29 protein-coding genes, 1 tRNA gene, 2 rRNA genes and 2 pseudogenes (1 of these 34 running past the window's edge) are annotated in these 25,391 nt (G+C 57.3%); 14 read left to right on the top strand and 20 right to left on the bottom strand.

Features of this window, described 5'->3' with window-relative positions:
- Positions 1-291: 291 nt before the first annotated feature.
- Complete coding sequence (locus AC0L7U_RS11730) at positions 292-1,110, bottom strand: IclR family transcriptional regulator (RefSeq protein WP_473690889.1); 819 nt, start codon at positions 1,108-1,110, stop codon at positions 292-294.
- A 366-nt stretch (positions 1,111-1,476) separates the two neighbouring features.
- Between AC0L7U_RS11730 and AC0L7U_RS11725 the strand changes: the two genes are divergently transcribed.
- The 9 genes from AC0L7U_RS11725 to AC0L7U_RS11685 all read left to right on the top strand — a co-directional run bounded on the left by AC0L7U_RS11725 (position 1,477) and on the right by AC0L7U_RS11685 (position 7,803).
- A complete protein-coding gene (locus AC0L7U_RS11725; RefSeq protein WP_473690887.1) occupies positions 1,477-2,562 on the top strand; it encodes a Gfo/Idh/MocA family protein in 1,086 nt (361 codons plus the stop codon).
- Complete coding sequence (locus AC0L7U_RS11720; RefSeq protein WP_473690885.1) at positions 2,562-3,017, top strand: MaoC family dehydratase; 456 nt, start codon at positions 2,562-2,564, stop codon at positions 3,015-3,017. Before AC0L7U_RS11725 ends, AC0L7U_RS11720 begins: the two co-directional genes overlap by 1 nt.
- A gap of 43 nt (positions 3,018-3,060) precedes the next feature.
- A complete protein-coding gene (locus AC0L7U_RS11715) occupies positions 3,061-3,792 on the top strand; it encodes an SDR family oxidoreductase (RefSeq protein ID WP_473690883.1) in 732 nt (243 codons plus the stop codon).
- A 99-nt stretch (positions 3,793-3,891) separates the two neighbouring features.
- A complete protein-coding gene (locus tag AC0L7U_RS11710) occupies positions 3,892-5,163 on the top strand; it encodes an L-fuconate dehydratase (RefSeq protein ID WP_473690881.1) in 1,272 nt (423 codons plus the stop codon).
- A 227-nt stretch (positions 5,164-5,390) separates the two neighbouring features.
- On the top strand, positions 5,391-5,774 hold the full coding sequence (locus AC0L7U_RS11705) for a COG4315 family predicted lipoprotein (RefSeq protein WP_473690880.1): 384 nt from the start codon (positions 5,391-5,393) through the stop codon (positions 5,772-5,774).
- Positions 5,775-5,824: 50 nt separating this feature from the next.
- Positions 5,825-6,334 carry a sigma-70 family RNA polymerase sigma factor gene (locus AC0L7U_RS11700; RefSeq protein WP_473690878.1) on the top strand — a complete coding sequence of 170 codons (510 nt, stop codon included), beginning with the start codon at positions 5,825-5,827 and terminating at the stop codon, positions 6,332-6,334.
- Complete coding sequence (locus AC0L7U_RS11695; RefSeq protein WP_473690876.1) at positions 6,331-6,756, top strand: anti-sigma factor family protein; 426 nt, start codon at positions 6,331-6,333, stop codon at positions 6,754-6,756. Before AC0L7U_RS11700 ends, AC0L7U_RS11695 begins: the two co-directional genes overlap by 4 nt.
- Positions 6,647-7,111 carry an anti-sigma factor family protein gene (locus AC0L7U_RS11690; RefSeq protein WP_473690874.1) on the top strand — a complete coding sequence of 155 codons (465 nt, stop codon included), beginning with the start codon at positions 6,647-6,649 and terminating at the stop codon, positions 7,109-7,111. Before AC0L7U_RS11695 ends, AC0L7U_RS11690 begins: the two co-directional genes overlap by 110 nt.
- A gap of 107 nt (positions 7,112-7,218) precedes the next feature.
- Positions 7,219-7,803, top strand: a complete 585-nt coding sequence (locus AC0L7U_RS11685) for a YceI family protein (protein ID WP_473690872.1) — start codon at positions 7,219-7,221, stop codon at positions 7,801-7,803.
- A 106-nt stretch (positions 7,804-7,909) separates the two neighbouring features.
- On the opposite strand, the gene AC0L7U_RS11680 is transcribed toward AC0L7U_RS11685, so the two are convergent.
- The 3 genes from AC0L7U_RS11680 to AC0L7U_RS11670 form a co-directional block, all read right to left on the bottom strand.
- The gene (locus AC0L7U_RS11680) at positions 7,910-8,338 is read right to left on the bottom strand and encodes an organic hydroperoxide resistance protein (RefSeq protein ID WP_473690870.1); all 429 of its coding nucleotides are present in this window, start codon (positions 8,336-8,338) and stop codon (positions 7,910-7,912) included.
- A 147-nt stretch (positions 8,339-8,485) separates the two neighbouring features.
- Complete coding sequence (locus tag AC0L7U_RS11675) at positions 8,486-9,307, bottom strand: alpha/beta fold hydrolase (RefSeq protein WP_473690868.1); 822 nt, start codon at positions 9,305-9,307, stop codon at positions 8,486-8,488.
- A gap of 254 nt (positions 9,308-9,561) precedes the next feature.
- Entirely contained in the window at positions 9,562-10,455 is an 894-nt protein-coding gene (locus tag AC0L7U_RS11670) for a LysR family transcriptional regulator (RefSeq protein WP_473690866.1), read from the bottom strand.
- Positions 10,456-10,689: 234 nt separating this feature from the next.
- Here AC0L7U_RS11670 and AC0L7U_RS11665 point away from each other — a divergent pair, with 234 nt between their 5' ends.
- Positions 10,690-11,523, top strand: a complete 834-nt coding sequence (locus AC0L7U_RS11665) for an SDR family oxidoreductase (protein ID WP_473690864.1) — start codon at positions 10,690-10,692, stop codon at positions 11,521-11,523.
- A gap of 100 nt (positions 11,524-11,623) precedes the next feature.
- On the opposite strand, the gene AC0L7U_RS11660 is transcribed toward AC0L7U_RS11665, so the two are convergent.
- From AC0L7U_RS11660 to AC0L7U_RS11600, 13 genes and pseudogenes are all read right to left on the bottom strand, one after another.
- Positions 11,624-12,022, bottom strand: coding sequence for an aldolase/citrate lyase family protein (locus tag AC0L7U_RS11660; RefSeq protein ID WP_473690862.1), 399 nt, complete (start codon positions 12,020-12,022; stop codon positions 11,624-11,626).
- Positions 12,007-12,441 carry an aldolase/citrate lyase family protein gene (locus AC0L7U_RS11655; RefSeq protein ID WP_473690860.1) on the bottom strand — a complete coding sequence of 145 codons (435 nt, stop codon included), beginning with the start codon at positions 12,439-12,441 and terminating at the stop codon, positions 12,007-12,009. Before AC0L7U_RS11655 ends, AC0L7U_RS11660 begins: the two co-directional genes overlap by 16 nt.
- An 11-nt stretch (positions 12,442-12,452) precedes the next feature.
- Positions 12,453-12,937 (bottom strand): annotated as a pseudogene (locus tag AC0L7U_RS11650) (enolase C-terminal domain-like protein).
- Positions 12,825-13,640, bottom strand: a complete 816-nt coding sequence (locus tag AC0L7U_RS11645) for a hypothetical protein (protein WP_473690858.1) — start codon at positions 13,638-13,640, stop codon at positions 12,825-12,827. The pseudogene AC0L7U_RS11650 and the gene AC0L7U_RS11645 overlap by 113 nt, the downstream one beginning before the upstream one ends.
- Positions 13,634-14,470, bottom strand: coding sequence for a galactonate dehydratase (dgoD, locus tag AC0L7U_RS11640; RefSeq protein WP_473690856.1), 837 nt, complete (start codon positions 14,468-14,470; stop codon positions 13,634-13,636). Before dgoD ends, AC0L7U_RS11645 begins: the two co-directional genes overlap by 7 nt.
- 1 nt (position 14,471) lies before the next feature.
- Positions 14,472-14,813, bottom strand: coding sequence for a hypothetical protein (locus tag AC0L7U_RS11635; protein ID WP_473690854.1), 342 nt, complete (start codon positions 14,811-14,813; stop codon positions 14,472-14,474).
- Positions 14,810-15,896: pseudogene (locus AC0L7U_RS11630) on the bottom strand (ABC transporter ATP-binding protein). The gene AC0L7U_RS11635 and the pseudogene AC0L7U_RS11630 overlap by 4 nt, the downstream one beginning before the upstream one ends.
- A complete protein-coding gene (locus AC0L7U_RS11625) occupies positions 15,889-16,467 on the bottom strand; it encodes an SDR family NAD(P)-dependent oxidoreductase (RefSeq protein WP_473695782.1) in 579 nt (192 codons plus the stop codon). The pseudogene AC0L7U_RS11630 and the gene AC0L7U_RS11625 overlap by 8 nt, the downstream one beginning before the upstream one ends.
- Entirely contained in the window at positions 16,454-16,726 is a 273-nt protein-coding gene (locus tag AC0L7U_RS11620; RefSeq protein WP_473690852.1) for an SDR family NAD(P)-dependent oxidoreductase, read from the bottom strand. Before AC0L7U_RS11620 ends, AC0L7U_RS11625 begins: the two co-directional genes overlap by 14 nt.
- A 2-nt stretch (positions 16,727-16,728) precedes the next feature.
- The gene (locus AC0L7U_RS11615) at positions 16,729-17,607 is read right to left on the bottom strand and encodes a carbohydrate ABC transporter permease (RefSeq protein ID WP_473690850.1); all 879 of its coding nucleotides are present in this window, start codon (positions 17,605-17,607) and stop codon (positions 16,729-16,731) included.
- Positions 17,607-17,738 (bottom strand): hypothetical protein, encoded by a 132-nt coding sequence (locus AC0L7U_RS11610; protein ID WP_473690848.1) that lies wholly within the window; start codon positions 17,736-17,738, stop codon positions 17,607-17,609. Before AC0L7U_RS11610 ends, AC0L7U_RS11615 begins: the two co-directional genes overlap by 1 nt.
- Positions 17,739-17,758: 20 nt before the next feature.
- Positions 17,759-18,520: a carbohydrate ABC transporter permease gene (locus AC0L7U_RS11605; RefSeq protein ID WP_473690846.1), complete on the bottom strand. Its 762-nt coding sequence runs from the start codon at positions 18,518-18,520 to the stop codon at positions 17,759-17,761.
- Positions 18,520-19,785: an extracellular solute-binding protein gene (locus tag AC0L7U_RS11600; protein ID WP_473690844.1), complete on the bottom strand. Its 1,266-nt coding sequence runs from the start codon at positions 19,783-19,785 to the stop codon at positions 18,520-18,522. Before AC0L7U_RS11600 ends, AC0L7U_RS11605 begins: the two co-directional genes overlap by 1 nt.
- 62 nt (positions 19,786-19,847) lie before the next feature.
- Between AC0L7U_RS11600 and AC0L7U_RS11595 the strand changes: the two genes are divergently transcribed.
- The 4 genes from AC0L7U_RS11595 (at position 19,848) to AC0L7U_RS11580 (ending at position 23,168) form a co-directional block, all read left to right on the top strand.
- The gene (locus tag AC0L7U_RS11595) at positions 19,848-20,246 is read left to right on the top strand and encodes a GntR family transcriptional regulator (RefSeq protein WP_473690842.1); all 399 of its coding nucleotides are present in this window, start codon (positions 19,848-19,850) and stop codon (positions 20,244-20,246) included.
- A complete protein-coding gene (locus AC0L7U_RS11590; RefSeq protein WP_473690840.1) occupies positions 20,173-20,601 on the top strand; it encodes a GntR family transcriptional regulator in 429 nt (142 codons plus the stop codon). The genes AC0L7U_RS11595 and AC0L7U_RS11590 overlap by 74 nt, the downstream gene beginning before the upstream one ends.
- Before the next feature lie 73 nt (positions 20,602-20,674).
- On the top strand, positions 20,675-22,162 hold the full coding sequence (locus tag AC0L7U_RS11585) for an NAD-dependent succinate-semialdehyde dehydrogenase (protein ID WP_473690838.1): 1,488 nt from the start codon (positions 20,675-20,677) through the stop codon (positions 22,160-22,162).
- Between the two features lie 313 nt (positions 22,163-22,475).
- Positions 22,476-23,168, top strand: a complete 693-nt coding sequence (locus AC0L7U_RS11580; RefSeq protein WP_473690836.1) for a 2-keto-4-pentenoate hydratase — start codon at positions 22,476-22,478, stop codon at positions 23,166-23,168.
- Between the two features lie 292 nt (positions 23,169-23,460).
- Here the strand turns inward: AC0L7U_RS11580 and AC0L7U_RS11575 are convergent.
- The 3 genes from AC0L7U_RS11575 to AC0L7U_RS11565 all read right to left on the bottom strand — a co-directional run.
- A tRNA-Met gene (locus tag AC0L7U_RS11575) sits at positions 23,461-23,537 on the bottom strand.
- Between the two features lie 44 nt (positions 23,538-23,581).
- Positions 23,582-23,695, bottom strand: a 5S ribosomal RNA gene (rrf, locus tag AC0L7U_RS11570).
- Positions 23,696-23,854: 159 nt separating this feature from the next.
- Positions 23,855-25,391, bottom strand: a 23S ribosomal RNA gene (locus tag AC0L7U_RS11565); it runs 1,202 nt beyond the window's last position.

Genomic DNA, 25,391 nt, shown 5'->3' with positions numbered 1-25,391 from the left:
AAAACGGCCTTGCGAAATCAGCGAGCAGCAACGGCTCTCCAGAAGGTGCATTGTTTTCTCCCCCTCCTCCCATGTCCCACGGCGGCAGCCATCGCAGACAGCTCACATCATGGAAATTCTTATTTGAATTCTTTTTTCATAAATGAGTTTTCATTTCAAGCATGTTGAAATTTGGCACAGCGCACGGCACGGCACGGCACGGCACGGCACGGCACGGCACGGCACAAGAGAATGCTGCGCCATGTCTCGTCATGAATCTGGAGAATTTTAACCAGCCTACGAACCGCGACATCACTCGCGGGCGTCGTCTTCCCTATCAGGGTCAAAGCCGGAGAGCGCTGAAATCTCTGCACTGCCTGCCTTGAGAAGCTCAACGACCTGGTCAACCGAAGGGGCTGTATCAACGTCCGATCGCTTGATAAACGGCGATGTCAATACCGCCAGCACCGCGCCATTCGCGCCAAAGATCGGCACGGACAGATTCATCAGGCTCTGTGTCTGGGCGCTGTCCATGATCTGACAGCCCTGCGCCCGCACCTGCTGAAGCTGTTCGCTCAAGTCAGTGGGTGCGACTTCCTGTGCCACAAGCTCGTGCTCTTCCAACATCATTTGCCGTTCAAGATCGCTGGCATACGCCAGAAGCACATGGCCGGATCCCGTGTTCACCAACCCGATACGCGAACCGACGCGGATAGAAACACCCCAGTATCCCGGAGAATCTGCTTGGGCCACGACCACGAGAGAGCCGCGATCCAGCACCACGACATGACAGGACTGCTCCGCCACACGGGCAATGCGCTGAATGATTGGTGTGGCGCGGTTGACCAAACGCCGGATTGGCGGGCGCTGATGGACGAGCGCAAACAGTTTCAGCGTCAGTTCATAGCGGTCGCCATTGGTGCGGGCGACATAATTGCGCCGCACCAAGCGGTCCAACATGCGGTAGATTTCGTTCGCGGTGCGGTTCAGCGCTTTGGAAATCTCGGCCTGTGACAAGCCCTCATCCACGCTGGCCAACAATTCCAGAATGTCCAACCCCTTGTCCAGAGCCGGAGCGCGGTAGCGCTTGTCATCATCTTCCTTGCCAGCCATCTCGGTCCTTTCGGCCATCCGCACAGCAGTTCTGGCGCCGATGCCATAGTCCTTGCCGCGCGCGGGGTGTGTGGGATGTAAATCAGAGCCCCCTAAAACGGCAACTTATTTTTATATAAATAGACCTTTTTTACTTGAAAAAGACAAGGCGCGGCGACAGGATACCCAAAAGCCCCTTGTGGAGGAGGGGTGAGCTCTTTGACCATGGCCTATCAGCGCGATGTCTCATTCGGGACGATGATCGTGCTTCCGCACCTTTGGGAAACGATAAAGACCTTTTGGTCGTCTGTCAGCGACTGCATCGGGAGGTGTCGCAGGCATGTTTCATCACCGTTGTTGTGATGGGCTGGCGCGAAGAGCGGCAGAAACGGGAGGAACTTGCAAATGACGGGAGACGTCTTCGATCCGGGCAACTTGGAGCAAGCCTGGCCCTTGCCCAAAGCACCACGGCCGATCGTCACATTTGGGGCTGGCAGTATCGTCGGCGATGCTCATTTCCCCGCGTATGCCAAAGCAGGTTTCCCGATTGCCGGGCTTTATGATCCGGACCACGGCAAGGCCACCGCGCTGGCACAAAAATGGAACGTCGAGGCCTTTGCCACGATGGACGACGCGCTTGCCGTGCCGAACGCGATTTATGATCTGGCAACGCCGCCCACCCGTCATGCCGAGGTCATGAGCGCCCTGCCCGACCGGGCGTTTGCGCTGATCCAGAAGCCGATGGGCGGCACGCTTGATCAGGCCAGCGCCATTCTTGACGTTTGCCGGAAAAAGCACCTCACCGCTGCGGTCAATTTTCAGTTGCGCTTCGCCCCAATGATGCTGGCGCTCAAGGATGCCATTGCCCAGGGCTGGCTGGGACAGGTGGTGGATTTCGATGCCTGGCTGGCACTGGACACACCGTGGAGCCTCTGGGCGTTTCTGCAAGGTCAGCCGCGTATCGAAATCGCCATGCATTCAATCCACTACCTCGACCTGATTCGCCAGCTTCTCGGCGATCCGTCCGGGGTACATGCCAAGACCATTGGCCATCCCAATCACGACATGGCGCAAACGCGCACCACAGCCATTCTGGATTATGGTGATGAAGTGCGTTGCGCTTTGTCGATCAATCACGACCACGCCTTTGGCCGTAAATTTCAGGCCTGCGAATTTCGCATCTGCGGCACACAAGGGGCCGCCTACGTCAAGCTGGGCGTCAATCTCGACTACCCCAGAGGAGAGCCGGACGAACTCTGGATTTATCCCAAGGATGGGTCGGACTGGGTTCAAGTCCCCCTTACCGGCACCTGGTTTCCGGATGCCTTTGTCGGGCGCATGGCCAATCTGCAACGGGTCGCCAGTGGCGAGGACACCGACTTGATCGGCTCGGTCGAAGACGGATGGTTGACCATGGCGCTGGTCGAGGCCGCATATCAGTCGAGCCAGTCGCCTGCCACACCAATTGCCCCCCGCCCCGGAGCTGCCTGATGTCCGAACAAACGCTTTATTTCGAAGAGTACTCGCTGGACGATCAGCGCATCTCCACCGGTCGCACCATCACCGAAACGGATGTGGTGGTGCATGCCGGGCATACCGGCGATTTCTTTCCTCACCACATGGACGCCGAATTTGCCGCCAAGACTGAGTTTGGTCAACGCATCGCCCATGGCACGATGATCTTCGCCATCGGCGTTGGACAGACGGCGACTGTCATCAATCCAGTCGCTTTTTCCTACGGTTACGACCGACTGCGCTTCGTCCGTCCCGTCTTCATCGGCGACACCATCCGCACGCGGGTGACGATTGTCGCCAAGACCGACGATCCCAAGCGTGACCATATGGGCCGGGTGACAGAACGCTGCGAAGTGCTCAACCAACGAGAGGACGTCGTGCTGGTGGCAGACCACATTCTGGTCGTCGAACGTCGCCCCCAGAACCCTTGAATCGCAATGCACCATCAGCCGACCCAATGAAGGACATCAGATCATGACATATGTTTCAGGCAAGACCGCGCTGATCACAGCCGCGGCACAAGGCATTGGCCGCGCCACGGCGCTGGCATTTGCGGCAGCCGGGGCAAAAGTCGTTGCAACAGACATCAACGAAGAGCTTCTCGGCACGCTGTCCGGCGAGGCCAACATCACCACCCGCAAGCTGGATGTGCGCGACACCGCCATGGTTGCCGATGCCGTGGCAGCCATCGGCGAGATCGACATTCTCTTCAATTGCGCCGGATTCGTCCACAACGGCACAATCCTTGAGATGACGGATGACGAACTGGCCTTCGCCTATGATCTCAACGTGACCTCGATGATCCGTACCATTCGGGCTGTCCTGCCCGGCATGCGCGTCAGAAAGAACGGGGCAATCATCAACATGTCGTCGGTTGCCAGCAGTCTCAAGGGCGTTCCAAACCGGTTTATCTACGGCACGACCAAAGCCGCCGTGATCGGACTGACCAAGTCAGTCGCTGCCGATTACGTCAGCGAAGGTATACGCTGCAACTGCATCTGCCCCGGCACGGTGGAAAGCCCCTCGTTGGATGAGCGGATGCGGGCGCTTGGCGATCTCGAAAAAGCCAAAGCGGCCTTCATCGCGCGGCAGCCTCAGGGTCGACTTGGCAAACCCACCGAAATTGCCAATCTCGCGGTCTATCTGGCAGGAGCCGAATACACCACAGGTCAGGCGCATGTCATTGATGGCGGCTGGACGATCTGACGCTCCCCATTTCTTTTCTCCTACACCTTGGCCGGAAGCGCTCCAGACGCGCTCGGTTGATATCCGCGTTCCGAGGCGCTTTCAGAGGTTTTCCCAGACATGAAGATCACAGGTTTTCGCACGGCTGACATCCGCTTTCCCACGTCCAGCCAACGCGATGGCTCGGACGCCATGAACCCGGATCCCGATTATTCCGCCGCCTATGTCATTCTTGAAACAGATGTGGTTGGCATGGAAGGCCACGGCCTGACCTTCACCATCGGGCGCGGGAACGAGCTATGTGTGGCCGCGATCGAAGCTCTGGCGCCCCGGGTCGTGGGATTCGAACTGACACAGATCTCCGAGGATATGGGCGCTTTCTGGCATCACGTGACCGGAGATTCACAACTTCGCTGGCTGGGCCCGGACAAAGGCGTCATGCATCTGGCGACAGCTGCCGTGATCAACGCCGTGTGGGACCTGTGGGCGAAAGCCGAGAAAAAGCCGGTCTGGCAACTGGTTGGCGACATGACGCCCGAAGAGGTCATCCAGTGCATCGACTTCCGCTATCTGAACAACGCGCTGACCCGGACTGAAGCTCTGGACATTTTGAAAAGAGCGCAGCCCGGCAAGGCGGAACGTCAGAAAAATCTTCTGAGCGCCGGCTATCCGTCCTACACCACCTCCGCTGGATGGCTTGGCTATTCGGAAGACAAGATGCGCCGCTTGCTGCGTGAGGCCGTCAGTTCCGGCTGGACCCATATCAAGCTCAAGGTCGGGCAGGATCTGGAGGAAGATATCCGCCGCTGCCGCATCATGCGCGAGGAAGTCGGCGAGGCCATCACGCTGATGATCGACGCCAATCAGGTCTGGGAGGTAGATGAAGCCATCCGCTGGGTCAATGCGCTGGCCGAGTTCAAGCCCTGGTTCATCGAAGAACCAACATCGCCCGATGATGTGTTGGGCCATGCCGAAATCCGCCGCGGTGTTGCACCGATCAAGGTCGCCACCGGCGAGATGTGTCAGAACCGCATCCTGTTCAAGCAATTCTTTCAGGCAGAAGCCATTGACGTAGTGCAGATCGATTCCGCCCGTGTTGGCGGGCTCAACGAAAACCTGGCCATCATGCTGATGGCAGCCAAATATGGAAAACCCGTCTGTCCGCACGCAGGTGGCGTGGGGCTTTGTGAATATGTTCAGCACCTGTCGATGATCGACTATCTGGCGATCTCCGGATCCATGGAGGGCCGCGTGGTTGAGTATGTCGACCATCTGCATGAGCACTTCCGCGCGCCTTGCATCATCCGCGATGGTCGGTACACCGCGCCAACTGAACCGGGCTTTTCAGCTGAAATGCATGCCACGACGCTTGAGCGCTTTGCCCATCACTGACTGCAAACGCTGATGCAAGACGTCCCCCAAAACCCGGCGAGGATCGTACGCTTCGCCGGGTTTTGTGCGCGTTTTGCAATATCCTGCTCGTTAAAGGCGCGATGCGGCAGAGCCTGAAAAGATCTTTTTTTGCAGTCTGCCAATTCTATGCGGAATAAAGTCTCCGCAATGGTGTTGACCCATCGACACGACAAATCGTGCTACTGCAAAACAGGATCATCGACACCATGAAAATGCCTCTCCTTCTTGCCGTTTCTGCCTTTCTGCTTGTGCCGCCGGCAGCCTTTGCCGCTTCTGCGCCAATTGCCACAGTGACAACCACCAAGGGCAATGTTCTTGCCAATGCCAAAGGCATGACCCTCTATACCTTTGACATGGACACCAAGAACACATCCAGGTGCTACGGTGGATGCGCCAAGGCATGGCCGCCCTTCTTGGCCAAGGCTGGCGCAAAAGCCAGTGCCCCCTACTCACTCGTCAAGCGCAAGGATGGCTCCCACCAGTGGGCCCTTCATGCGAAGCCTTTGTACTTCTGGCAGGGCGACACCAAAAAAGGCGACATCAGCGGTGATGGCATCAAAGGCATCTGGCACATCATCCCGGCCAAATAAGCACGTGACAGCTGCTAATCTGCCTGTGAACTGGAAAAGAGCCCCTGTCGATGAGCGCGTTTCTGAACGAGATTGAAGCCTGCATTCCGGCCTTGCGGCGCTATGCGAAAGCGGTAACGCATGACCCGGATCTGGCCGATGATCTCGTTCAGGACTGTCTGGAACGGGCTTTGCGCAAACAGGGCCTCTTCAAACCAAAGGGGCCCGTGCGTGCCTGGCTGTTCCGTATTCTCTTGAACATCTATCGCAATGACCTGCGAAAACGAAAGCGACAGGGCGAGACCATCGCCCTCTCGGACGATGGATCAATGGAAACCTCCACCTCGGGCAACCAACATGCCCGAGTGGAATTGACCGAGATGGCAAAAGCCTTACAGCAACTGCCCATAGAACAACGCGAAGCCCTACTGCTCGTCGCTCTTGAAGGCATGAGCTATGCCGAGGCTTCCGAGATTCTCGGCATCCCGACAGGAACCCTGATGTCTCGTATATCACGCGCCAGACACAGCCTGCGCACCCCGGCCAGCGCCACCTTTCATAAATTGCGGAGTGTGAAATGACCTCCCCCTCGCACAAGCTGACCGACACCGACCTGATGGCCTATCTCGATCAGGAGCTGGATCTTACCCGCGCCAAGGAAATCGAAGTCTTGCTGGCTGAGGACCCGGACGCACAGGCTCGCTTGGCGGACTGGCGGCGGCAGACAGACCTGATCAACGACCTCTATCAGCCGACCGGCTTGCAACCTGTGCCGGATCGGCTGACTGTTCATCGTCTTGAAACGGATCGGCGACGGCAGATACGCTCCTTAGCAGCGCATGGCAGCAACGGTGGTTGTCTCCCTGACCGTTGGAATGACCGGTGGTGTCTACATGGCACGCGAAGTCCTGCCCAGCGCACAACAGAAAACCAGTTCAATGCTGGTCGCCGACGCATTGGCTGCACACAAACTGTACAGCCGCGAGGTTCTGCACCCGGTTGAAGTGCGTGGCAACCCCAACGGACACCTGGGTGTCTGGTTGTCGAAACGTCTTGATCGCAAGCTGGTCATCCCGAACCTTGAGCGGACCGGCTGGTCGCTCGTTGGAGGCAGCCTCCTGCCCGTCGGCCAATCCGCCGCGGCTCAGATCATGTATGAAGATGGCAATGGCCGTCGCATGACATTATTCGTAACGCCATCGTCTTACTCCGACGACCGCGCGCCGAGATTTGCTGACGCAGGAGCGCTCAAAGCTCTCAACTGGACCGATGCTCATCTCGATTGCACGGTGGTTGGTCCGCTCAGTCGTGCGGAATTGAAGACTATCGCCGCCGATATTTATGAACAGCTTACGTAAGTACCCCGTCCCTCACACTGAGGGGCGAGCCTTCGGGTATGGGCACAAAGGTTTCTAACGTCATGTTTGCGGTCCTCAGTCCGTGGCATCACACAAGGGTTTAATCAATGCCTTTCCGCAAACTGCCCGCATTCCTTCAAGTCGTGTTTTTCGTTCTGATATCTGGTGCTGCCAGTGCCAGCCCTCGTTTCGACAATCTTGCAGGCCGGTACGACATTGAACCGCAGTCCCATATCGGCTTTTCCGTCTCAAGTCTCGCCGGAGGGGCCGTGCGGGGACAATTCACGCAATACTCTGGCACCTTTAATCTCGATCCGGATGATATTGTCCATTCTTCAGTGATCCTGCATCTCAAAGCTGAAAGCATATCGACAGGCACTTCCGTCATCGATCATGTTTTGCGATCAAGCATTGTCTTCGACGCGCACCATTTTCCCGACATCATCTTTCGCTCGACCTTGGTGCATCTGATAGGAAAGACAAGCGCTCACATCACCGGCGTTCTCACCGTGAAAGGCAGACACCATCCGATGACACTCACCGCCTCCCTGCTGAAAACTGGAGGCAGGCAGGTATCTCTGCATGTGAATGGACAGATGATCCGTTCCGCTTATGGAATGGGTATCGGACGGCCGCTGTATTCTGATCGGGTCAAATTCGACATGACCGTCATCGGTGAACACACCCGATAGGTTCGTCCCCCCCTGAAACGCAAAAAGCCCGGTCACGGGACCGGGCTCTTGGATGACGTCCGGGTGACACGTCAAGATCACCCGGAAAGCATTTGTTCAACACGCGTCAGACGACCGTCAGACCAACATCGATGTTGTTACGCGTCGCATTGGAATACGGGCAGACCTGATGAGCTTCATCAACGAGAGCCTGTGCCGTGTCTTTTTCGACGCCTGGCAGATCAATTTCCAGATCAATCGTCAGGCCGAACCCACCTTCAGAGCGCTTGCCAATGCCGACATGGGCCGTGACAGTTGCGTCCGAGGGAACCTTATAGGCCTTGTTCTGGCTGGCCACAGCTTTCATGGCGCCAAGGAAACAAGCAGCATAGCCGGTTGCGAAAAGCTGTTCCGGATTGACGCCTTCACCGCCTGCGCCACCCATCTCCTTCGGCGTGGTCAACTTGACGTTGACGTTGCCATCAAGGGTGCCGGACTGACCATCACGGCCGCCGGTTGCGCGCGCTGCGGTTTTATAAACGACATCTACAGGCATTTTATTTCCTTTCCTGTTCGTTCTGACAAGACTGAAACGTCTTAGCCTCATATAAGGTTCAATTTTAATCGTACAAGATTTTATCGTGCACGATATTTTTGATCGAAATTCAGCCGCTTGTCTATGGTGTAGACCCATAAATGCGCTTTAACGACGAATAAAATTCAGCACATCGGCATTGAAGGTTTCAGCCTCCGTCTGAGCGAGGCCGTGGGCACCGCCCGGATAGATTTTCAATTCCGCGCCTTCGACAATAGCCGCACTCAGCCGTCCCGATGCATCAATTGGAACAATCTGATCGTCATCGCCGTGAATGACCAGCGTTGGCACTGTGATCGCCTTGAGGTCGTCGGTGTAATCGACTTCGGAGAATTCGCGGATACAGTCATAGTGTCCCTTGATGCCGCCCTGCATCCCCATCAGCCAGAAACTGTCCCGCAAGCCTTCATTGACGTCCGCCTCTGCTCGGTTGAATCCGTAAAACGGCATCGTCAGATCTTTGAAGAACTGCGAGCGATTAAGAGCCGTGCCCTGCCGTATACCGTCAAAGGCCTCCAGCGGTGTGCCATTCGGGTTGCTGTCCGACTGCAGCATGATCGGCGGAACAGCGCCAACCAGAACCACTTTCGCCACGCGCTCATTGCCATGACGTCCAATGTAATGCGCCACTTCGCCGCCACCGGTAGAATGACCAATCATGATGGCCTCATGCAGATCGAGATGCACGATCAATTCGGCAAGATCGTCTGCATAACGGTCCATGTTGTTGCCATCCCAGGGCTGAGCAGAGCGGCCATGACCGCGGCGGTCATGCGCAATCACGCGGTAGCCGTTCTGAGCAAAGAACAGAAGCTGGGCATCCCAGGCATCGGCGCTCAGCGGCCAGCCATGCGAAAAGACGATTGGCTGGCCTGTGCCCCAATCCTTGTAAAAGAGCTCGGTTCCGTCTGATGTGGTGAATGTAGTCATTGCTTCATCTCCAGGGTTTTGCGAAGCGGCGGTCTCCTTTTTGCGGGGCCGGGTCGCATCTTGATCTGTGCGGGCCATCTGTTGGCCCAAAGTGCGGGCGGGTCTCAAGACATCACCAATTAAGTCGCGCACGATCTAAATAGGTTCACCCATAAAATATGTCAAGATGCGATTTAATCGCGTACGACTTAATTTATTCGAAAAACCCAGTCCTGAAATGCCGCAGACTATTGCCAAGGTCCGCGTGAGACAGGTCAGGGAAAAGCCTGACGCAAAACCTCAATGAAAGCCCTCAGCCCCGTTGGCACCCGACGACGTCCGGGATAATAAAGAAACAAGCCGGGCACAGGCGGTGACCACTCTGACAGAATGACAACAAGCCGCCCCGTCGCAATCAAATCCGACGCACTGTTGTCTGGCACAAAGGCAATGCCAAGACCGTTAGCGGCAGCTTCTGCCATCAGACCCGGATGGTTGAGCATCAAGGAGCCGGGAGCGTCCACCAGAATTTCCTGACCATTGCGTTCGTACTCCCAGCGATAGGGTTTGCCACTGGGCAGGCGTTGACGGATGCATCTGTGATTTGCCAGATCATCAGGTGTTTCCGGTCGTCCATGGCGGACGAGATAGTCCGGGGAAGCCACCGTTACAAAGGTAACCGGGCCACCAAAGCGCACCGCAATCATCTCCTGCGGCACGGATTCGCCCAAGCGGATGCCGGCATCAAAGCCTTCGGCAACAATGTCGACCAAGCGGCCTTCACTGACGAGATCCAGTTTTACACCCGGATATGTCGCTTGCATCACCGGGAGAACAGTGGGCAGAAGCAGGCGGATTGCCACCTCTGGTGCATTGATGCGCACTGTCCCCATTGGCTGATCACGGAAACTGCCCAGGTCGTCAATGGCAGCATCAAGATCTCCTAACGTCGGCGAAATCCGCTCCAGAAAGGCCGCCCCCGCCTCCGTCAGAGACACGCTGCGCGTTGTCCGGTTCAGCAGCCGCACGCCGAGGGTCTGTTCCAGAGATCGCAGGGTATGGCTCAGGGTCGAGGGCGATGTGCCCCGCGCATCGGCGGCCTTGCGAAAACTGCGATGTGCGGCAACGTCCAGAAATGCACTCAGATCATTCAGGGTCGGCTTGGTCATTGCTGTTGTTTTTTCACTGATCCATCAAAAATGATCAGCATAGTTACAGGATTGTTCGGCGTCTAGATAAGGAGAGCGCTCGCAAGGATACTGTCTGCGCCCCGTGTCGGGCGCGTCTGTATTCGCTGGATCCTCAGGCAAACCCGCCCGGTTTCTCGGCAAGGGCGCGCAGCATGGCAGACGTTATGCTTGCCAACGCTGCTTAATTTGCCCCGCAATCAAAAGGCTTACACAATGACACGCACATGGTTCATCACCGGCACTTCGTCCGGCTTCGGCTTTCTGATGACGCAAAAGCTGCTGGCGCGCGGCGACCGGGTGGTTGCCACAGCACGGCGGATCGGCGCATTGACCGATCTCAAGGCGACCTATGGCGACGGCCTGACTATCGCCAAACTGGATCTCACCGACACGAATGCCATCCGCAAGACTGTTGACGAGGCTTTCGCCAAAGTCGGTCGCATTGATGTGATCGTCAGCAATGCTGGCTACGGACTTTTCGGAGCAGCAGAAGAACTGATGGACGAACAGATTGACCATCAGATCGCGACCAACCTGACCGGCTCCATTGCGCTGATCCGCGCAAGCTTGCCCCATCTTCGCGCCCAGAAGGGCGGACGCATCTTGCAAGTGTCCTCGGAAGGCGGCCAGATTGCCTACCCCAGTTTCAGTCTCTATCACGCCACAAAATGGGGAATTGAGGGATTCGTTGAGGCGACCGCACAGGAAGTGGCGCCGTTCGGCATTACCTTCACACTGGTGGAGCCCGGCCCCGCTGGCACGGACTTCGGAGCCTCTCTCGTCCGCCCGGACCCTATGCCCGTTTATGAAGACACCCCGGCCGGAGCCATCCGCCGCGCGATATTCGACGGTTCGTTCGAACTGATCGGCGACCCCACGCGCATGGCCGAGGCAATGATAACCAGTGCGGATGCAGAAACCGCCCCGCTGCGGCTAACGCTGGGCAGCAGTTCTTACGAGAACATCCGCATGGCCCTGACCAACCGGCTGGCCGCGCTTGAGGCTCAAAAAGACATTGCTTTTTCAACGGACAAGAAAAGGGTCTGATCCGACTCAGGCCCTGACCTTTGAAACGCTGATATGCCAAAGGCGGGGACAGGTAACACCCCCTGCGTCCCGCCTTTGTGTGCATAGGAATGAGAGGCCACTAGCCCTTGGGGGTCGCCTGAGCATCCGCCTGAGCGCCAAAATCCTTGGCTATATGATCAGCGTTGCCAAACAGAATGCCGCAGTCGGTTGCCACTGAAACGAAATCCAGACCCGCCTTGATATAATGCGATGCCTGATCCGGGCTGGGGGCCAGAACGCCAGCATATTTGCCAGCCTCGTGCACCAGCTTGGAGGCATCAATGATGGCCGCGGTCACATCAGGATGCCCCGGTTGTCCAAGATATCCCATGTTGGCAGAAAGGTCGCCGGGGCCAAAAAACACTCCATCGACCCCATCGATCGCTGAAATTTCGACGACCTGAGCCAGAGCTTCGGGGGTTTCCACCTGAACAATCAAGAAAAGGCCTTCGCTGGCACGGGTCACATAATCAGGCACATGGGCGTATCGGCTGGCCCGGTGCATGCCCGCAAAGCCTCGATGCCCCCCATCGGGTACTGCATCGCGCGGACAGCCGCTTCAGCTTCAGCAGCACTTTGGATCATCGGCACCATGATCGTGCGGGCGCCGATATCCAGATGCCGCTTGAACAGAACCGGATCGCTTACGGGCATGCGAACAATCGGCACCGTTGGTGTGGCCTCCATGGCGCGCAGGTGGGACAGGATATCGCCGAGATCTGCTGGCGAATGCTCTCCGTCAATCAGCAGCCAGTCGAAGCCAGCCCAACTCAAGCCTTCAATCGCCGAGGTCGAATTGAGCATCGCCCAGACGCCGACTTGCGGTCGCCCCGCCTGAAGGCGTTGCCGGAATTCATTGGTGTAGAGCGTGTCGCTCGAAACGTCGCGGGCCGCCATAGGTCTTCTCCTCATGTCGATGGGCTTACCCGGTGGCATGTGCGATAATCGCCCAGGGCCTCCGGCAATTCGTCTATGCCAAGACCGGGGGCCATGCTCAATTGCCAGCCCTCCGCGGTCATGACGCCAGGCTGCGTACCGAATGTCTGGCGCAAGCCATTGGGGTTCACATCCACCTCCAGCGCACCGGGACCACCGACTGCGGCAAGAACATGCGCGGAAGCGGCCAATCCAAGCCCACCGCCCAAAAAGTGCGGGCAATAATTGCGCCCTGCGCGAATGGCGCGGCGGGCTACAGAAAAGCATCCCGTAATCCCCCCCATTTGGCAACATCCGGCTGCACAACATCGAGATATCCGGCCAGGATCGCAGTGTCGAAAGCGTCAAGACCAGCCAGATTTTCGCCACCAGCGATCGGCGTGGCGCTTGCGGCCACAAGATTGCGCCAGACTGCCCCGGACGCCGTGGCAATCACAGGTTCTTCCACCCAGGACAGATTGAGTCCGTCGGTCTTGCGCAGAAAATCCAGCGCCTGCGCCTCGCTCCAGGCACTGGTTGGCATCGACACACAACCGCTCTGCTGCGCTCAAGCCTTGTGAGAGCTCGGCAATACGTCCTGCTTCATCTGGCCGATCAAAGCCGACCTTGACCTTGAACCGTGAAAAGCCCAGCGCTCGCGCTTTGTCGATTTCCAGATCTGCGCCGTCGGGGTGAATACCGCTGGCGTAGGCCGCCACACAATCCAGCGCATCTGGATTCAGGAATTTGGCGAGCGGCTTGCCTGCGCGTCGGGCAAACAAATCCCAAAACGCGATGTCCAGCCCCGCCAAGGCCTGACGAAACGGGCCCCATTCACCACATTGCAGAGCCCTGATTTCGGTGCGCTGCTCAAGCAAGACAATCAGGTCTGAAGGATGTGAAAAGCTCTTGCCGACAAAAATGTCGGCAATATCCTCGATCACCAGTCGACAGCGGTGCTCTGCCCCGGCGGCGGGCCAGTTGGCGAAAATTTCGCCCCACCCAAAAGTGCCGTCCTCCGCTTCCAGACGCACAAAGACAGCCGAGCGTTGACGCATGATACCAAAGGACAATGCCAAGGGGCGCGCAACGTCTTCCCGATACGCAAACGCTTCGACTTTGCGGATCTTGACCCGCACTCTGTCAGCGTCCTCCAGCGGAATCTGGTCAAAACCTACCATTCGGCAAAGCTCCCATCCGCATGTCGCCACCCAGCATCCCGCATGCGGGAGGTGTCCCGCGCAGCCGCAATGCTGTCGCCATCAAGCTCAACGCCCAATCCCGGCCCCTGCATCAGCGGGAATGCACCGGACTGTGTTGTCAAAGGCGCCGCGTCTTTCAGATAATCCAGCAGATCCGCTGGCGGCAGCCCCTGATACCCCTGATTATAGTGCAGGCCGAGGCTTTGTTCCTGGATCACGACATTGGCGCAGCAGAAGCCGATTTGCAAAGAAGCTGCCAGTGACACCGGCCCATTGGGGCAATGCGGCGCCACTGCCACATCGTAGATTTCTGCCATGCGCGCGATTTTTTCCAGCTCGAACAAGCCGGTGATCGAGACATCCGGCTGCACAATATCGACGCCGCCGCGATCCAGCAGACGCTTGAAGTCCCAGCGATCCAACAAACGCTCTCCCGTGGCAATCGGGATATGAGGTGCCAGACGCGCCAACATTCCGTGCGTGTCGTCAGCCTCCGGCAGCCATGCCTCTTCAAGCCACATGGGCCGGAACGGTTCGATTTCGCGAACAAGATCCTTTAGCGCTGTCCGCGGCACCCGACCATGCAGATCAAGAGCAATGTCGAGACTGGAGCCAAAAGCATCCCGCAAATTGCTCATCCGCTCTACAAGCGCATCGATTTCCGCATGATAGCCGAGGGCCGGCACTGCAGATGTCGCGTTCATCTTGACGGCGGAGAACCCGGCCTCAACCCGCGTGTGGGCATGGGCCACCACGTCAGCAGGCGAGTCCCCGCCAATCCAGCAGTAGGAGCGGATGCTGTCGCGCACCTTAGCCACCCAGAAATTCGAAGATGGGCAATTCTGCCCGGCGCGCCTTCAAATCCCAGAGAGCAATCTCGATCCCGGCGGCTGCAGAACACAAAACCGGGCCGCGACGGAAGAACGCGCCTTTCCGCATCTGCTGGGCAAGATCCTCGATCCGCCCGGCCTCCTGTCCGACCAGCAGGCGGGAAAAATCCTCGATCGCCCCCAGAACGGCATCACGCCGCTTGGGCAGAATGGCCTCGCCCCATCCCATGTTGCCCGCATCATCCGTGACACGCACGAATATCCAGCGTGGCGGTACCGGAAAAGCCTCGATCCGGGCGAGACGTGGAGAGGACGTACTCATAGCGTTGCCTCCGTTTCCAGATCGAAGAAGTGCAGCGCTTCGGCATTGATCGAAATTTGCACCGGCTGATCCGGCTTGAGTCCGGACGTGCGCGGCATGCAGGCGGTCAGCACCTCGTTTTCGCCAATCCGGCAATGGACATATTGCTCCGCTCCCAGCATCTCGACCACTTCAACGGTCGCCGCGAGCGTCGGCCACCCCGCTGTCGTTTCGCCTAGGGTAATGTGCTCTGGACGCGCGCCAACGGTCACCCCGGACCGGTCGGCAATCTTCGCTGCTCTGGGCCGCAGACAATGGCAGCTCGCCTGCCTTCGTCAACAACATGGCTCCGGTCTCTGTCCGGTGGACCTGCGCCTCGAAAAACCCCATCGCCGGAGTGCCGATGAACCCGGCAACAAATCTGTTCACCGGATTATCGTACAGATCCTCAGGCGTTCCGACCTGCTGGATGCGACCGTGGTTCATGACGACAATCCGATCGCCCATGGTCATGGCTTCTACCTGATCATGAGTCACATAAACCGCTGTCGCCTTCACCCTCTGATGGACACGCAGGATTTCGTAACGCATCTGGACACGCAATTGGGCATCCAGATTGGAGAGCGGCTCGTCAAGCAGGAACACTTCCGGATCTCGCACGATCGCCCTTCCCAACGCCACACGCTGTCGTTGCCCGCCGGACAACTGCTTCGGCTTGCGCTCCAGATACGGCGTCAGGTTCAGCAGTTCAGCCGCGCTGCGCACCTTTTCATCGATCTCTTTCTTGTCGAGACCGCGCCGCCGCAAGCTGAACGCCATGTTGTTGTAGACCGTCATATGCGGATAGAGGCCGTAGTTCTGAAACACCATCGCGATGTCACGATCCGAAACATCAAGATCATTGACCCGCGTGCTGTCGAAGAAGAGGTCCCCGCGCGAAATAGTCTCAAGTCCGGCGATAAGTCGCAGGAGCGTCGTCTTGCCGGATCCGGATGGCCCGACCAGCACAATGAATTCATTGTCCCTGATCTCAAGATTGCAGTCATGCAGCACAGTCAGAGCGCCATATTGTTTCTCGACACCGTCGACGCGGATTCTAGCCATGTTGTTCTTCCTGCGAGAGATCATGTTCGAATTCAAACTGGAACGGATCGGAGCGGCGACTGAGCGCCCGCCCGCCGTCAACCGGCACCACGGCGCCAGTGATAAAGGAGGCTGCATCACTGACGAGGAAACAGATAGCTTGTGCCACCTCATCCGGATCGCCAGCACGGCCAAGAAGGGAGGCCAACTCGGGCGCCTCCGCTCCAGAAAGGCGCTGAAGACTGGCCTGATAAGCCTCAGAGGCAATGACGCCGGGCGCGACCGCATTAACGCGAATGCCGAGCGAGCCAAGTTCAGCCGCCAAGGCGCGCGTCATTCCAACAATCGCCCCTTTGCTGGCGACATAGGCCGCATAAGACAGGGCGGGCAGACTGAACTGAACGGACCCCACATTGACGATTGCACCGGCCCCTCGACGTGCCATGTCGAGCGTAACGACACGGGAAAGTTCGGCTGCGGCAAAGACATTGACCTGAAAGACTGCCCGCCACTCCGCAGCAGACGTGGACAAAACCGATTGCCGTTCACCGTGAAAGGCTGCGTTGTTGACCAACACATCAATGCGACCCACAGGCAGCAAGCGCTGCGGCAGAAATCTGCCGCGCAGCCTCCGGCGTGGTCAGATCCACCGCAAGGCACTCGGCGGTAAAGCCCGCCGCTTTGAGGTCCTGTGTTGCCAGAGCCAGTTCCCCTTCTGTCACATCACTCAGAAGGACGCGATAACCCAGACGGGCAAGACGGGTTGCGGTCGCAAGACCTATGCCGCGTGCGGCACCAGTAACAATGGCGACAGGCGCAGGTGGCGCAGACACTGTTTCAAAGCTGCTCATCGTCAGGTCCCTGTCACCGAGCCTGCCGTCAGCCCACGCACCATTGAGCGTTGGACCGAGAAGAAGGCGACCATGAGCGGCAGTGTCGTGACGACAGACGCCGCCATCATGCCGCCCCAGTCCGTCTTGAACTGGCCGGTAAACGTCAGCACCAAAGCCGCAGGCAGGGTCTGCTTGTCGAGGCTGGTAATGAAGGTCAGCGGATAAATCAGATTGTTCCAGGCTTCCATCAGCACAAAAATGCCAGTGGTGATCAGACCCGGGTAGATCAACGGCACAATAATGCGCAGCAGAATCTGCCAGCGCGGATAGCCATCCACGCGCGCAGCTTCTTCGATCTCCATCGGCACAGCATCAATGAAACCCTTGATCATCCACACGGCGAAGGGCAGTCCGAAGGTGGTGTAACCGACAACGAGACCCAACTGAGAATTCAGCAGACCAGTTTTCAGCAAGATCAGATAGAGCGGTGCCAGAAGCACCACCATCGGAAACATGCGTACGATCAGGATGAGATAGCCGACGCTGGAGGCCGCGCGAAACCGGGCGCGAGACAGAGCATAAGCGGCAGGCACGGCAATGACCACGGCCACGAGAGCGGCAAGGAAACAGCTAACGACCGAATTGAAGAAAAACTGCACGAACGGCAGGGATCCCCCCGCGAGACTGGCGTAATTGGCGAGCGTCGGCACATGCGGATAGAACGTTGGATCAAGCTGAGTTGCCTCCAGCTCGCCTTTCAACGAGGTTGCCAGCATCCAGTACATCGGAGCCAGGCTCCACAGAACGGCAAGTCCCAGTCCGGCATACTGCAAGACGCGGCCGATTGTGCGGGTGCGGCCAGAGCGGGCTTGAAAGCCCTGTGCGGTGTCGACACTCATCAGTCTTTGCCTCTCAAAAGCCGGAAGTACAAGGCTGCAGTCAACAACAACAACATCAGCCAGATCACACCCAATGCAGAGGCATAGCCGATGCGGAAATTCTCGAAGGCCATCCGGTAGACATAGACCACCAGTGTGGTGGATGCGTAGCCTAGGCCACCTGGGTCATGACCCAGACCTTTGCGAAATCGTTGAAATTGGCGATGATCATCAACAGCGATCCGATCACCAGCGGATTGCGCAGATACGGCAGCTTGATGTGAAACAAGGTTGACCATAACCCGGCCCGGTCAACGCGCGCACTTTCCAGCACCGCATCGGGAATCCCGGACAGGGCCGAGGACACCAGAAGGAAAAAGAAGGGCGTCGTGGTCCAGATATTGGCGATGATGATCGACGGCAAAACCAGATCGGAATCATTCAGCCATGGAATTGGCGTATGCAGAAGGCCTGTATGCAGACCAACGGCATTCACGATGCCGCCTTTCTGCATGTACATGAAGCGAAACAGGAAGGCGACGACCACAAAGGGCACCGCCCACGGGGACACCACGATGGCCCGCGCCGCAGCAGCAAAACGCCCCTTCATGTTTTCCAGAAGCAAAGCCATTCCAGCTCCTGCCAGACCTGACACGAAGACTGTTCCGAAGGTGTAATAAAGCGTGTTGCGCACAGCCAGCCAGAACACCCGGTCGGTGGCAATGTTCTCGAAGTTCCGCGTTCCAATGAAGCGCGGAACAACATCATTGATGAGATTATAGTGCTCGCTCGACAGCGTCAGCGTCGAGACGACCGGATAGCCAATGATCAGCGCCAGCACCGCAAGCGTTGGTAGAACCATCCAGTCGAGAAAGGGAACCCCTCCCCGCGCACGGCGGGAAAGGGACCATCCGGGGGCTGCTCCAGATTTCATCAGCGGTCGACCTGGCTCTGGATGTCAGCTGCGATGTCGTCAATCGACCGGTCACTTGTCACGGCCTCTTGAACACCAGCCATGATGGCCGTTGCGGCTTCCGAAAATTTCGGCCCGAAAGGCTCGGGCGAGATGGTCGGAATGATGTCATTGGAGAACGCGTTGATCACAGGCGTATCAAGCATCTTGGACAGGTCCGGATCCTTGAAGCTCTTGGCGGGCGGGATCGACTTGTTGGTCCCCACCGTGTAGATTTTCGCGGCGTCTTCATCCGTTGCCAGAAACTTGATGAATTTCCAGGCCGCATCCTTGTGGGCGCTCTTGTTGAAGAGCACGAGTTGGTGCCCCCCTTCAAAGCTGTAGCCCTTGCCAGATGGACCAGCCGGCATCGGCTCGACGCCGAACTTGGCGTTGAAGGCCTTGTCATCAATACCGCTGGCATTTTGAATGACACCCTGCACCAACACCTGATCCCACAAAAACGCAACTTGTCCCTGTGCAATGAGCGGCCGGAATTCGCCAATCTTGCGACCCGGATCGATGTAACCTTTTTGGGCCAACATCCGCATCCATGTCAGATACGCTTTCATTTGCGGTGTGTTCGCACCAGTGGCATTCGGCCCAATCGGCAAAGCACCAAACGCCCGAATCCAGGGCCAGTTCGACTGCAACGAGAACGCACGGTTCGTCGTGTCCATGCCAAGAACGATGATGTTGGGATATTTGGCCTTGATCTTGGCCATGACCGCATTCAGATCATCGATGGTCTTCGGCGGACTTGCAGGATCCAGACCGGCCCCTTTCAGAATATCGCGGTTGAACCAGAAACCGGCAGGGGCCTGGTTCCAAGGCAGAGCGATCAACCCCTTTTTGGTCTCGAAAGGCTTGTAAGAACCTTCCTTCAGAGAACTTAAAAGCCCGCCCTTGGCATCCGCATCAAGCGGTTGCAGCGCCCCGGTCTGCGCCAAAACAAAGGTATCGTTTCCCGCAACCTGCGCGACATCAGGCGGATTGCCTGAACGGATGCGCAAGACCATCTGACGGCCAATTTCCGGAAAGGCGATGGCCTGACTGTCGATCTTGATGCTAGGATTTTTCTTCTCGAATTCGGCAATGACCTTCTCAAGGCCTGACCGGGTGGCAGCCTCTGCCGATGCCCAGTTTGCAAACGTAAGTGTGACGTCTTTCGCCGATGCAGGTGCCGCCGCCGAGACAGCGAGCAGCGCCGACAGGGCGATCCCGCGCCCAAATCGCAATTTACCCATGACGTTCCTCCTCCCATCCGACGCGTCAAGGGATGGCGTCGGACTGATATTTAAGATCTAGCATGCCAGATATCAGTTGTCAAACACACCACTCTCGCCTATGGTCTCGGCAAGATTCTCCGTCTCTGATAAAAGGACTCGCAGTGCCTATCCATCGCCTGAAACGCCCACAATCATTGACCGAAGTCGTTCTGCACGACATTCGAAAGGCGATTATCGAGGGAACAATCGAGCTTGGCGCACAATTGTCCGAGCTACGCCTGTCTGAAAGCCTTGGGGTGTCAAAAACTCCGGTTCGCGAAGCCTTGCAGGAGTTGCGCCGTCAGGGACCTGGTACAGATTGCCCCAAAAAGCGGAACCGTCGTTTTTTTGCCCAACGAGAAAGAGTTGGCCGATATATTCGATCTGCGCTTGCTGTTGGAGCTTGGCTCTGCCGAGCGTCTTTTTTCTCGCCGCTTTGAACAAACGCGCGATGACATGGCCTCCGTCGTCAAGAAGATGGAAGTGGCTGTAGCGGAAAAGGATTATCGCACCTATCGGAGGCTCGATTCCGAGTTTCACAAGGCGATCGTCGCCGGATCCGACAATGCGATGATCCTTGAGGCCTATGACCCTCTGTCGCTGAAAATCGATGCGCTGCGCAATCGCGGGCTGGAAGTCATCAAAGTCATCGAGCGCTCTCTCGGCTTTCATCAAAAGCTGCTGGATCTGGTGAGCGCACGCGACAGCGGAAATTTTCAAAAAGCGCTTGCCGAACATATTGCCAACAGCAAACGTGATTATACAAACTGGCTGGAGCAATTCAGCGCCACCTGATCTCGATCCGCACTGTTTGTGCACAGACGTCAGGTCGGACGACACCAACCCCAGAACAAGCGGACACCCCCTCATGGCCCAGTATCCCGACAGCCTGCTTTTCATCGACGGCACATGGCGTGCAGGCGCCAGTGGGGACACACTCCCCGTCATCAATCCCGCCGATGATCAGACCATAGGTCAGGTAAGCGTCGCCACGACTGCCGATCTTGACGAAGCCGCAGACGCCGCGGCCCGCGCCTTTCCTGCCTGGCGCGACACCTCTGCATTTGAGCGCAGCAAGCTCTTGCGGGCGGCAGCCAAGCTGATTCGCGAGCGCGCTGACCAGAACGCTGTCATCATGACGATGGAGCAAGGCAAACCCTTGCGCGAGGCCAAGGCGGAACTTGCAACCGCTGCCGATGTGTTTGACTGGTGCGCGGAAGAAGCCCGCCGCATCTACGGATTTGTCACTCCGGCCCGCGCTGGCGGCATCACACAGACGACCTTAAAAGGACCAATTGGCCCGGTCGCCGCCTTCACACCGTGGAATTTTCCGGTCAATCAGGCGGCCCGCAAACTGGCGGCGGCTCTGGCAACAGGCTGCACCGTGGTCCTGAAAGCCGCTGAGGACACCCCAGCCTCCGCCGTAGAACTGGTGCGGTGTCTCATGGACGCAGGCCTTCCCAAGGGGGCGGTCAACCTGGTCTTCGGCGTGCCCGCTGATATCTCCGGGCACCTCATCCCTCATCCCGCCATTCGCAAGATTTCCTTCACCGGGTCAACCGCTGTGGGCAAACAGCTTGCTGGTCTGGCGGGCCTGCACATGAAGCGCGCGACGATGGAGCTGGGCGGTCATGCGCCCGTGATCGTTGCCGCCGACGCCAACGTAGGCGAAGCGGTCAAGCTGATGACCCAACACAAGTACCGCAATGCCGGACAGGTGTGTGTATCCCCGACCCGCTTTCTGATTGAGGAAAATGTAGCGGGTGATTTCATTGATCAATTTGCGACCAACAGCAAGGCACTGACGGTTGGCAACGGTCTTGATGACGCTTCACAGATGGGTCCGCTAGTCGGGCCGCGTCGCATCGGTGTCATGGAAGAGCTTTTGGCCGATGCGCTGGATCGTGGTGCCAGGCTGGTCACCGGGGGGCACCGTATCGGCAACAATGGCAGCTTCTTCGAGCCAACCGTTCTGACGGATGTTCCGACCGATGCTCGCATCATGAACGAAGAACCCTTTGGGCCGATTGCCATTGTCAACCGCACCGCATCCATCAACGATGCCGTCTCGGAAGCCAATCGACTGGATGTCGGCCTCGCAGCCTATGCCTTCACAAGCAGTCTGGAAACAGCCGACCGGCTTGGCGACGAAATTCAGGCAGGAATGCTGTCGATCAACCATCTCGGCATTGGCCTGCCGGAAATCCATTTCGGCGGCATTGGCGATTCCGGCTATGGCTCGGAAGGCGGGGCCGAGGTTCTCGATGCCTATCAGGACACGCGCACTGGTGACGCGACGCCGTTAAGCTGGTCACGGCACATCGAATGTGCGCGAAGGCGTTTGATGGTAAAATGACAAAGGCCCCGAAGCAGATGCTCCGGGGCCTTTTAAAGTTTTGCAGATCTGTTTTTGACGTGCAAGGACCGCTTCTTGCCATTCGATCGATCACAAGCATGGACGGCCTTGATAAATATAGCTTATCCTGTCTTGAAATCGCAGATCGCGCCTTAATGGGCAGACTGATACGCTCTTGGAGTTTTAAACATGCGCCTTACCGACTAAGGAAATCGACAGCATTGCCACGGCTTTGGTCAGCGCGCGTCGCTCCGCAACACCACTTGATACCTTTCCAGGCGCCCTGCCTGAGACGCTCAAAGAGGCCTACTGTGTGCAGGACCGTGCTCTGGCCATTGATGGTCGGATTGTTGGCGGCTGGAAGGTGGCCGGTGTCCATCCCGATCTTCAGGCAGCCCTTGGCAGCCCGCGCCTTTGTGGTCCCGTCTTTGCCGACAAGATCCAGGACCTTCGCGCAGGTGGCACAGCCGAAGCACGAATCTATCCGCAAGGGTTCGGTGCATTAGAGGCCGAATTTATTGTCATCATGGCGAAAGATCTTATTGCCGGTGAAAACGGTTTTTCAGACGACGTCCTTCTGGATGCCATTGCTGATCTTCATGCCGGCTCCGAAATCGCCTCCAGCCCGATGGCAACGATCAATGCCATTGGTCCTCTTGCCGTTGTGAGCGATCACGGCAACAACGCCGGCGCAGTTATCGGCGGAGCGATACCCGAATGGCGAACCTCACAACTCGAAGTTCTTCTATCGCACACAAGCATTAATGGCGAAGATGTTGGCGATGGATCCGCGGCCAAAATTGCAGGCGGTCCATTGGCTGCCGTACGCTTTCTGGCTGAAAATCTCGCAGAGCGTGGTCGGAGGCTTTCCGCCGGTGATATCGTCCTGACCGGCATGACCACAGGCATTCACGAAGTCATCTCTGGCGATATCGGCAGGATCACCTTTAAGGGCGCGCCCCCTCTCGACATCCAAGTTCAAGCCGCGACGGCGGTAAATGCTTAACGGGAACGCACGATCAGACACGCCCGCCGCAGGTTCTGACCTGTTTTTCTCGGGATGGCAGGCCACAGTGACATATCAATTCGTGTCGTGGGACGTGCCGACCCGCTTTTGAGCGGGTCGGGTGTCGGAACGCTAAAGGTCGCCCGTCAAACACTTCGTCAGCGACGCCATTTTTATTTCGATTTTGCCTTTGGATGGGAGGCACAGTTTCTGCGTTTCTGATTTTTTTTTAATTTTGAACGCAAACAACCCGCTTTTGTAGCGGGTGTATTTCATCATATTTGTTATAATTTGGTTGCGGGAGCAGGATTTGAACCTGCGACCTTCAGGTTATGAGCCTGACGAGCTACCGGGCTGCTCCATCCCGCGTTATTATTTTATGTATCCGAGATTATTTTCTGCGTTTTGCAGGCACTGGCAGCGACCTACTCTCCCACATCTTGAGATGCAGTACCATTGGCGCTGGGGAGTTTCACGGCCGAGTTCGGGACGGGATCGGGTGGGGGCTCCCCGCTAGAGCCACTCAGGCCGGCGAAGCGCAGAAAATATCGAGAACTGGTCTGTTTTGAGTTTTGCGGTTTGAGCGTTTGGGATTCTGGATCCCTGAGAGGGCCTGAACAGATGTGTGTCTGTCCTTGCACTTTCGCAAAACTGGTCAGTTGATTTGATGAACATTGACTAATGAGAGGATCAAGCCGAACGAGCTATTAGTAAAGCTAAGCTTCATGCGTTGCCACACTTCCACACGCTTCCTATCGACGTGGTGGTCTTCCACGGCTCTTCAGGGAGAACTCGTTTTGAGGTGGGTTTCCCGCTTAGATGCTTTCAGCGGTTATCCCTTCCGTACATAGCTACCCTGCAATGCGGCTGGCGCCACAACAGGTCCACCAGAGGTACGTCCATCCCGGTCCTCTCGTACTAGGGACAGATCCTCTCAATTCTCCTACACCCACGGCAGATAGGGACCGAACTGTCTCGCGACGTTCTGAACCCAACTCACGTACCACTTTAATTGGCGAACAGCCAAACCCTTGGGACCTGCTCCAGCCACAGGATGTGATGAGTCGACATCGAGGTGCCAAACAATGCCGTCGATATGGACTCTTGGGCATCATCAGCCTGTTATCCCCGGCGTACCTTTTATCCGTTGAGCGATGGCCCTTCCACGAGGGACCACCGGATCACTATGGCCGACTTTCGTCTCTGCTCGACTTGTCAGTCTCGCAGTCAGGCAGGCTTATGCCATTGCACTCAACGAGCGATTTCCGACCGCTCTGAGCCCACCTTCGCGCGCCTCCGTTACCATTTGGGAGGCGACCGCCCCAGTCAAACTACCCGCCACACACGGTCCCGGATATTGTAGTACCGCGGTTAGATATCCATAACGACAAGGGTGGTATTTCAAGGATGACTCCACATCAGCTGGCGCCAATGCTTCAACGTCTACCACCTATCCTACACATGTCGTCACGAATACCAGTGTGAAGCTGTAGTAAAGGTGCACGGGGTCTTTCCGTCTGACCGCAGGAACCCCGCATCTTCACGGGGAATTCAATTTCACTGAGTCTGTGCTGGAGACAGCGGGGAAGTCGTTACGCCATTCGTGCAGGTCGGAACTTACCCGACAAGGAATTTCGCTACCTTAGGACCGTTATAGTTACGGCCGCCGTTTACCGGGGCTTCAATTCGGAGCTTGCACACCTCCTCTTAACCTTCCGGCACCGGGCAGGCGTCAGACCCTATACGTCGTCTTGCGACTTCGCAGAGCCCTGTGTTTTTGATAAACAGTCGCCACCCCCTGGTCTGTGCCACCCCACAATGGTTGCCCACCATGAGGTCTCCCTTCTCGCGAACTTACGGGAGCATTTTGCCGAGTTCCTTCAGCACAGTTCTCTCAAGCGCCTTGGTATGCTCTACCAGTCCACCTGTGTCGGTTTCGGGTACGGTTTATAGCGGTGGAGCTATTTCATGGAACACCTTCACCGCATCCCCAATCCAATAAGGGAATACGATACACGGCATCCGTCACTACCACCAAGTACAGGAATATTAACCTGTTTCCCATCGACTACGCCTTTCGGCCTCGCCTTAGGGGCCGACTAACCCTGCGCCGATTAGCGTTGCGCAGGAACCCTTGGACTTTCGGCGAGGGTGTCTCTCACACCCTTTATCGTTACTCATGTCAGCATTCGCACTTCTGATATCTCCAAGAGCCCTCACGGG

The organism is Roseibium sp. 10G30-5, assembly GCF_055809635.1.
This window is presented reverse-complemented; position numbering and strand designations above follow the sequence as displayed.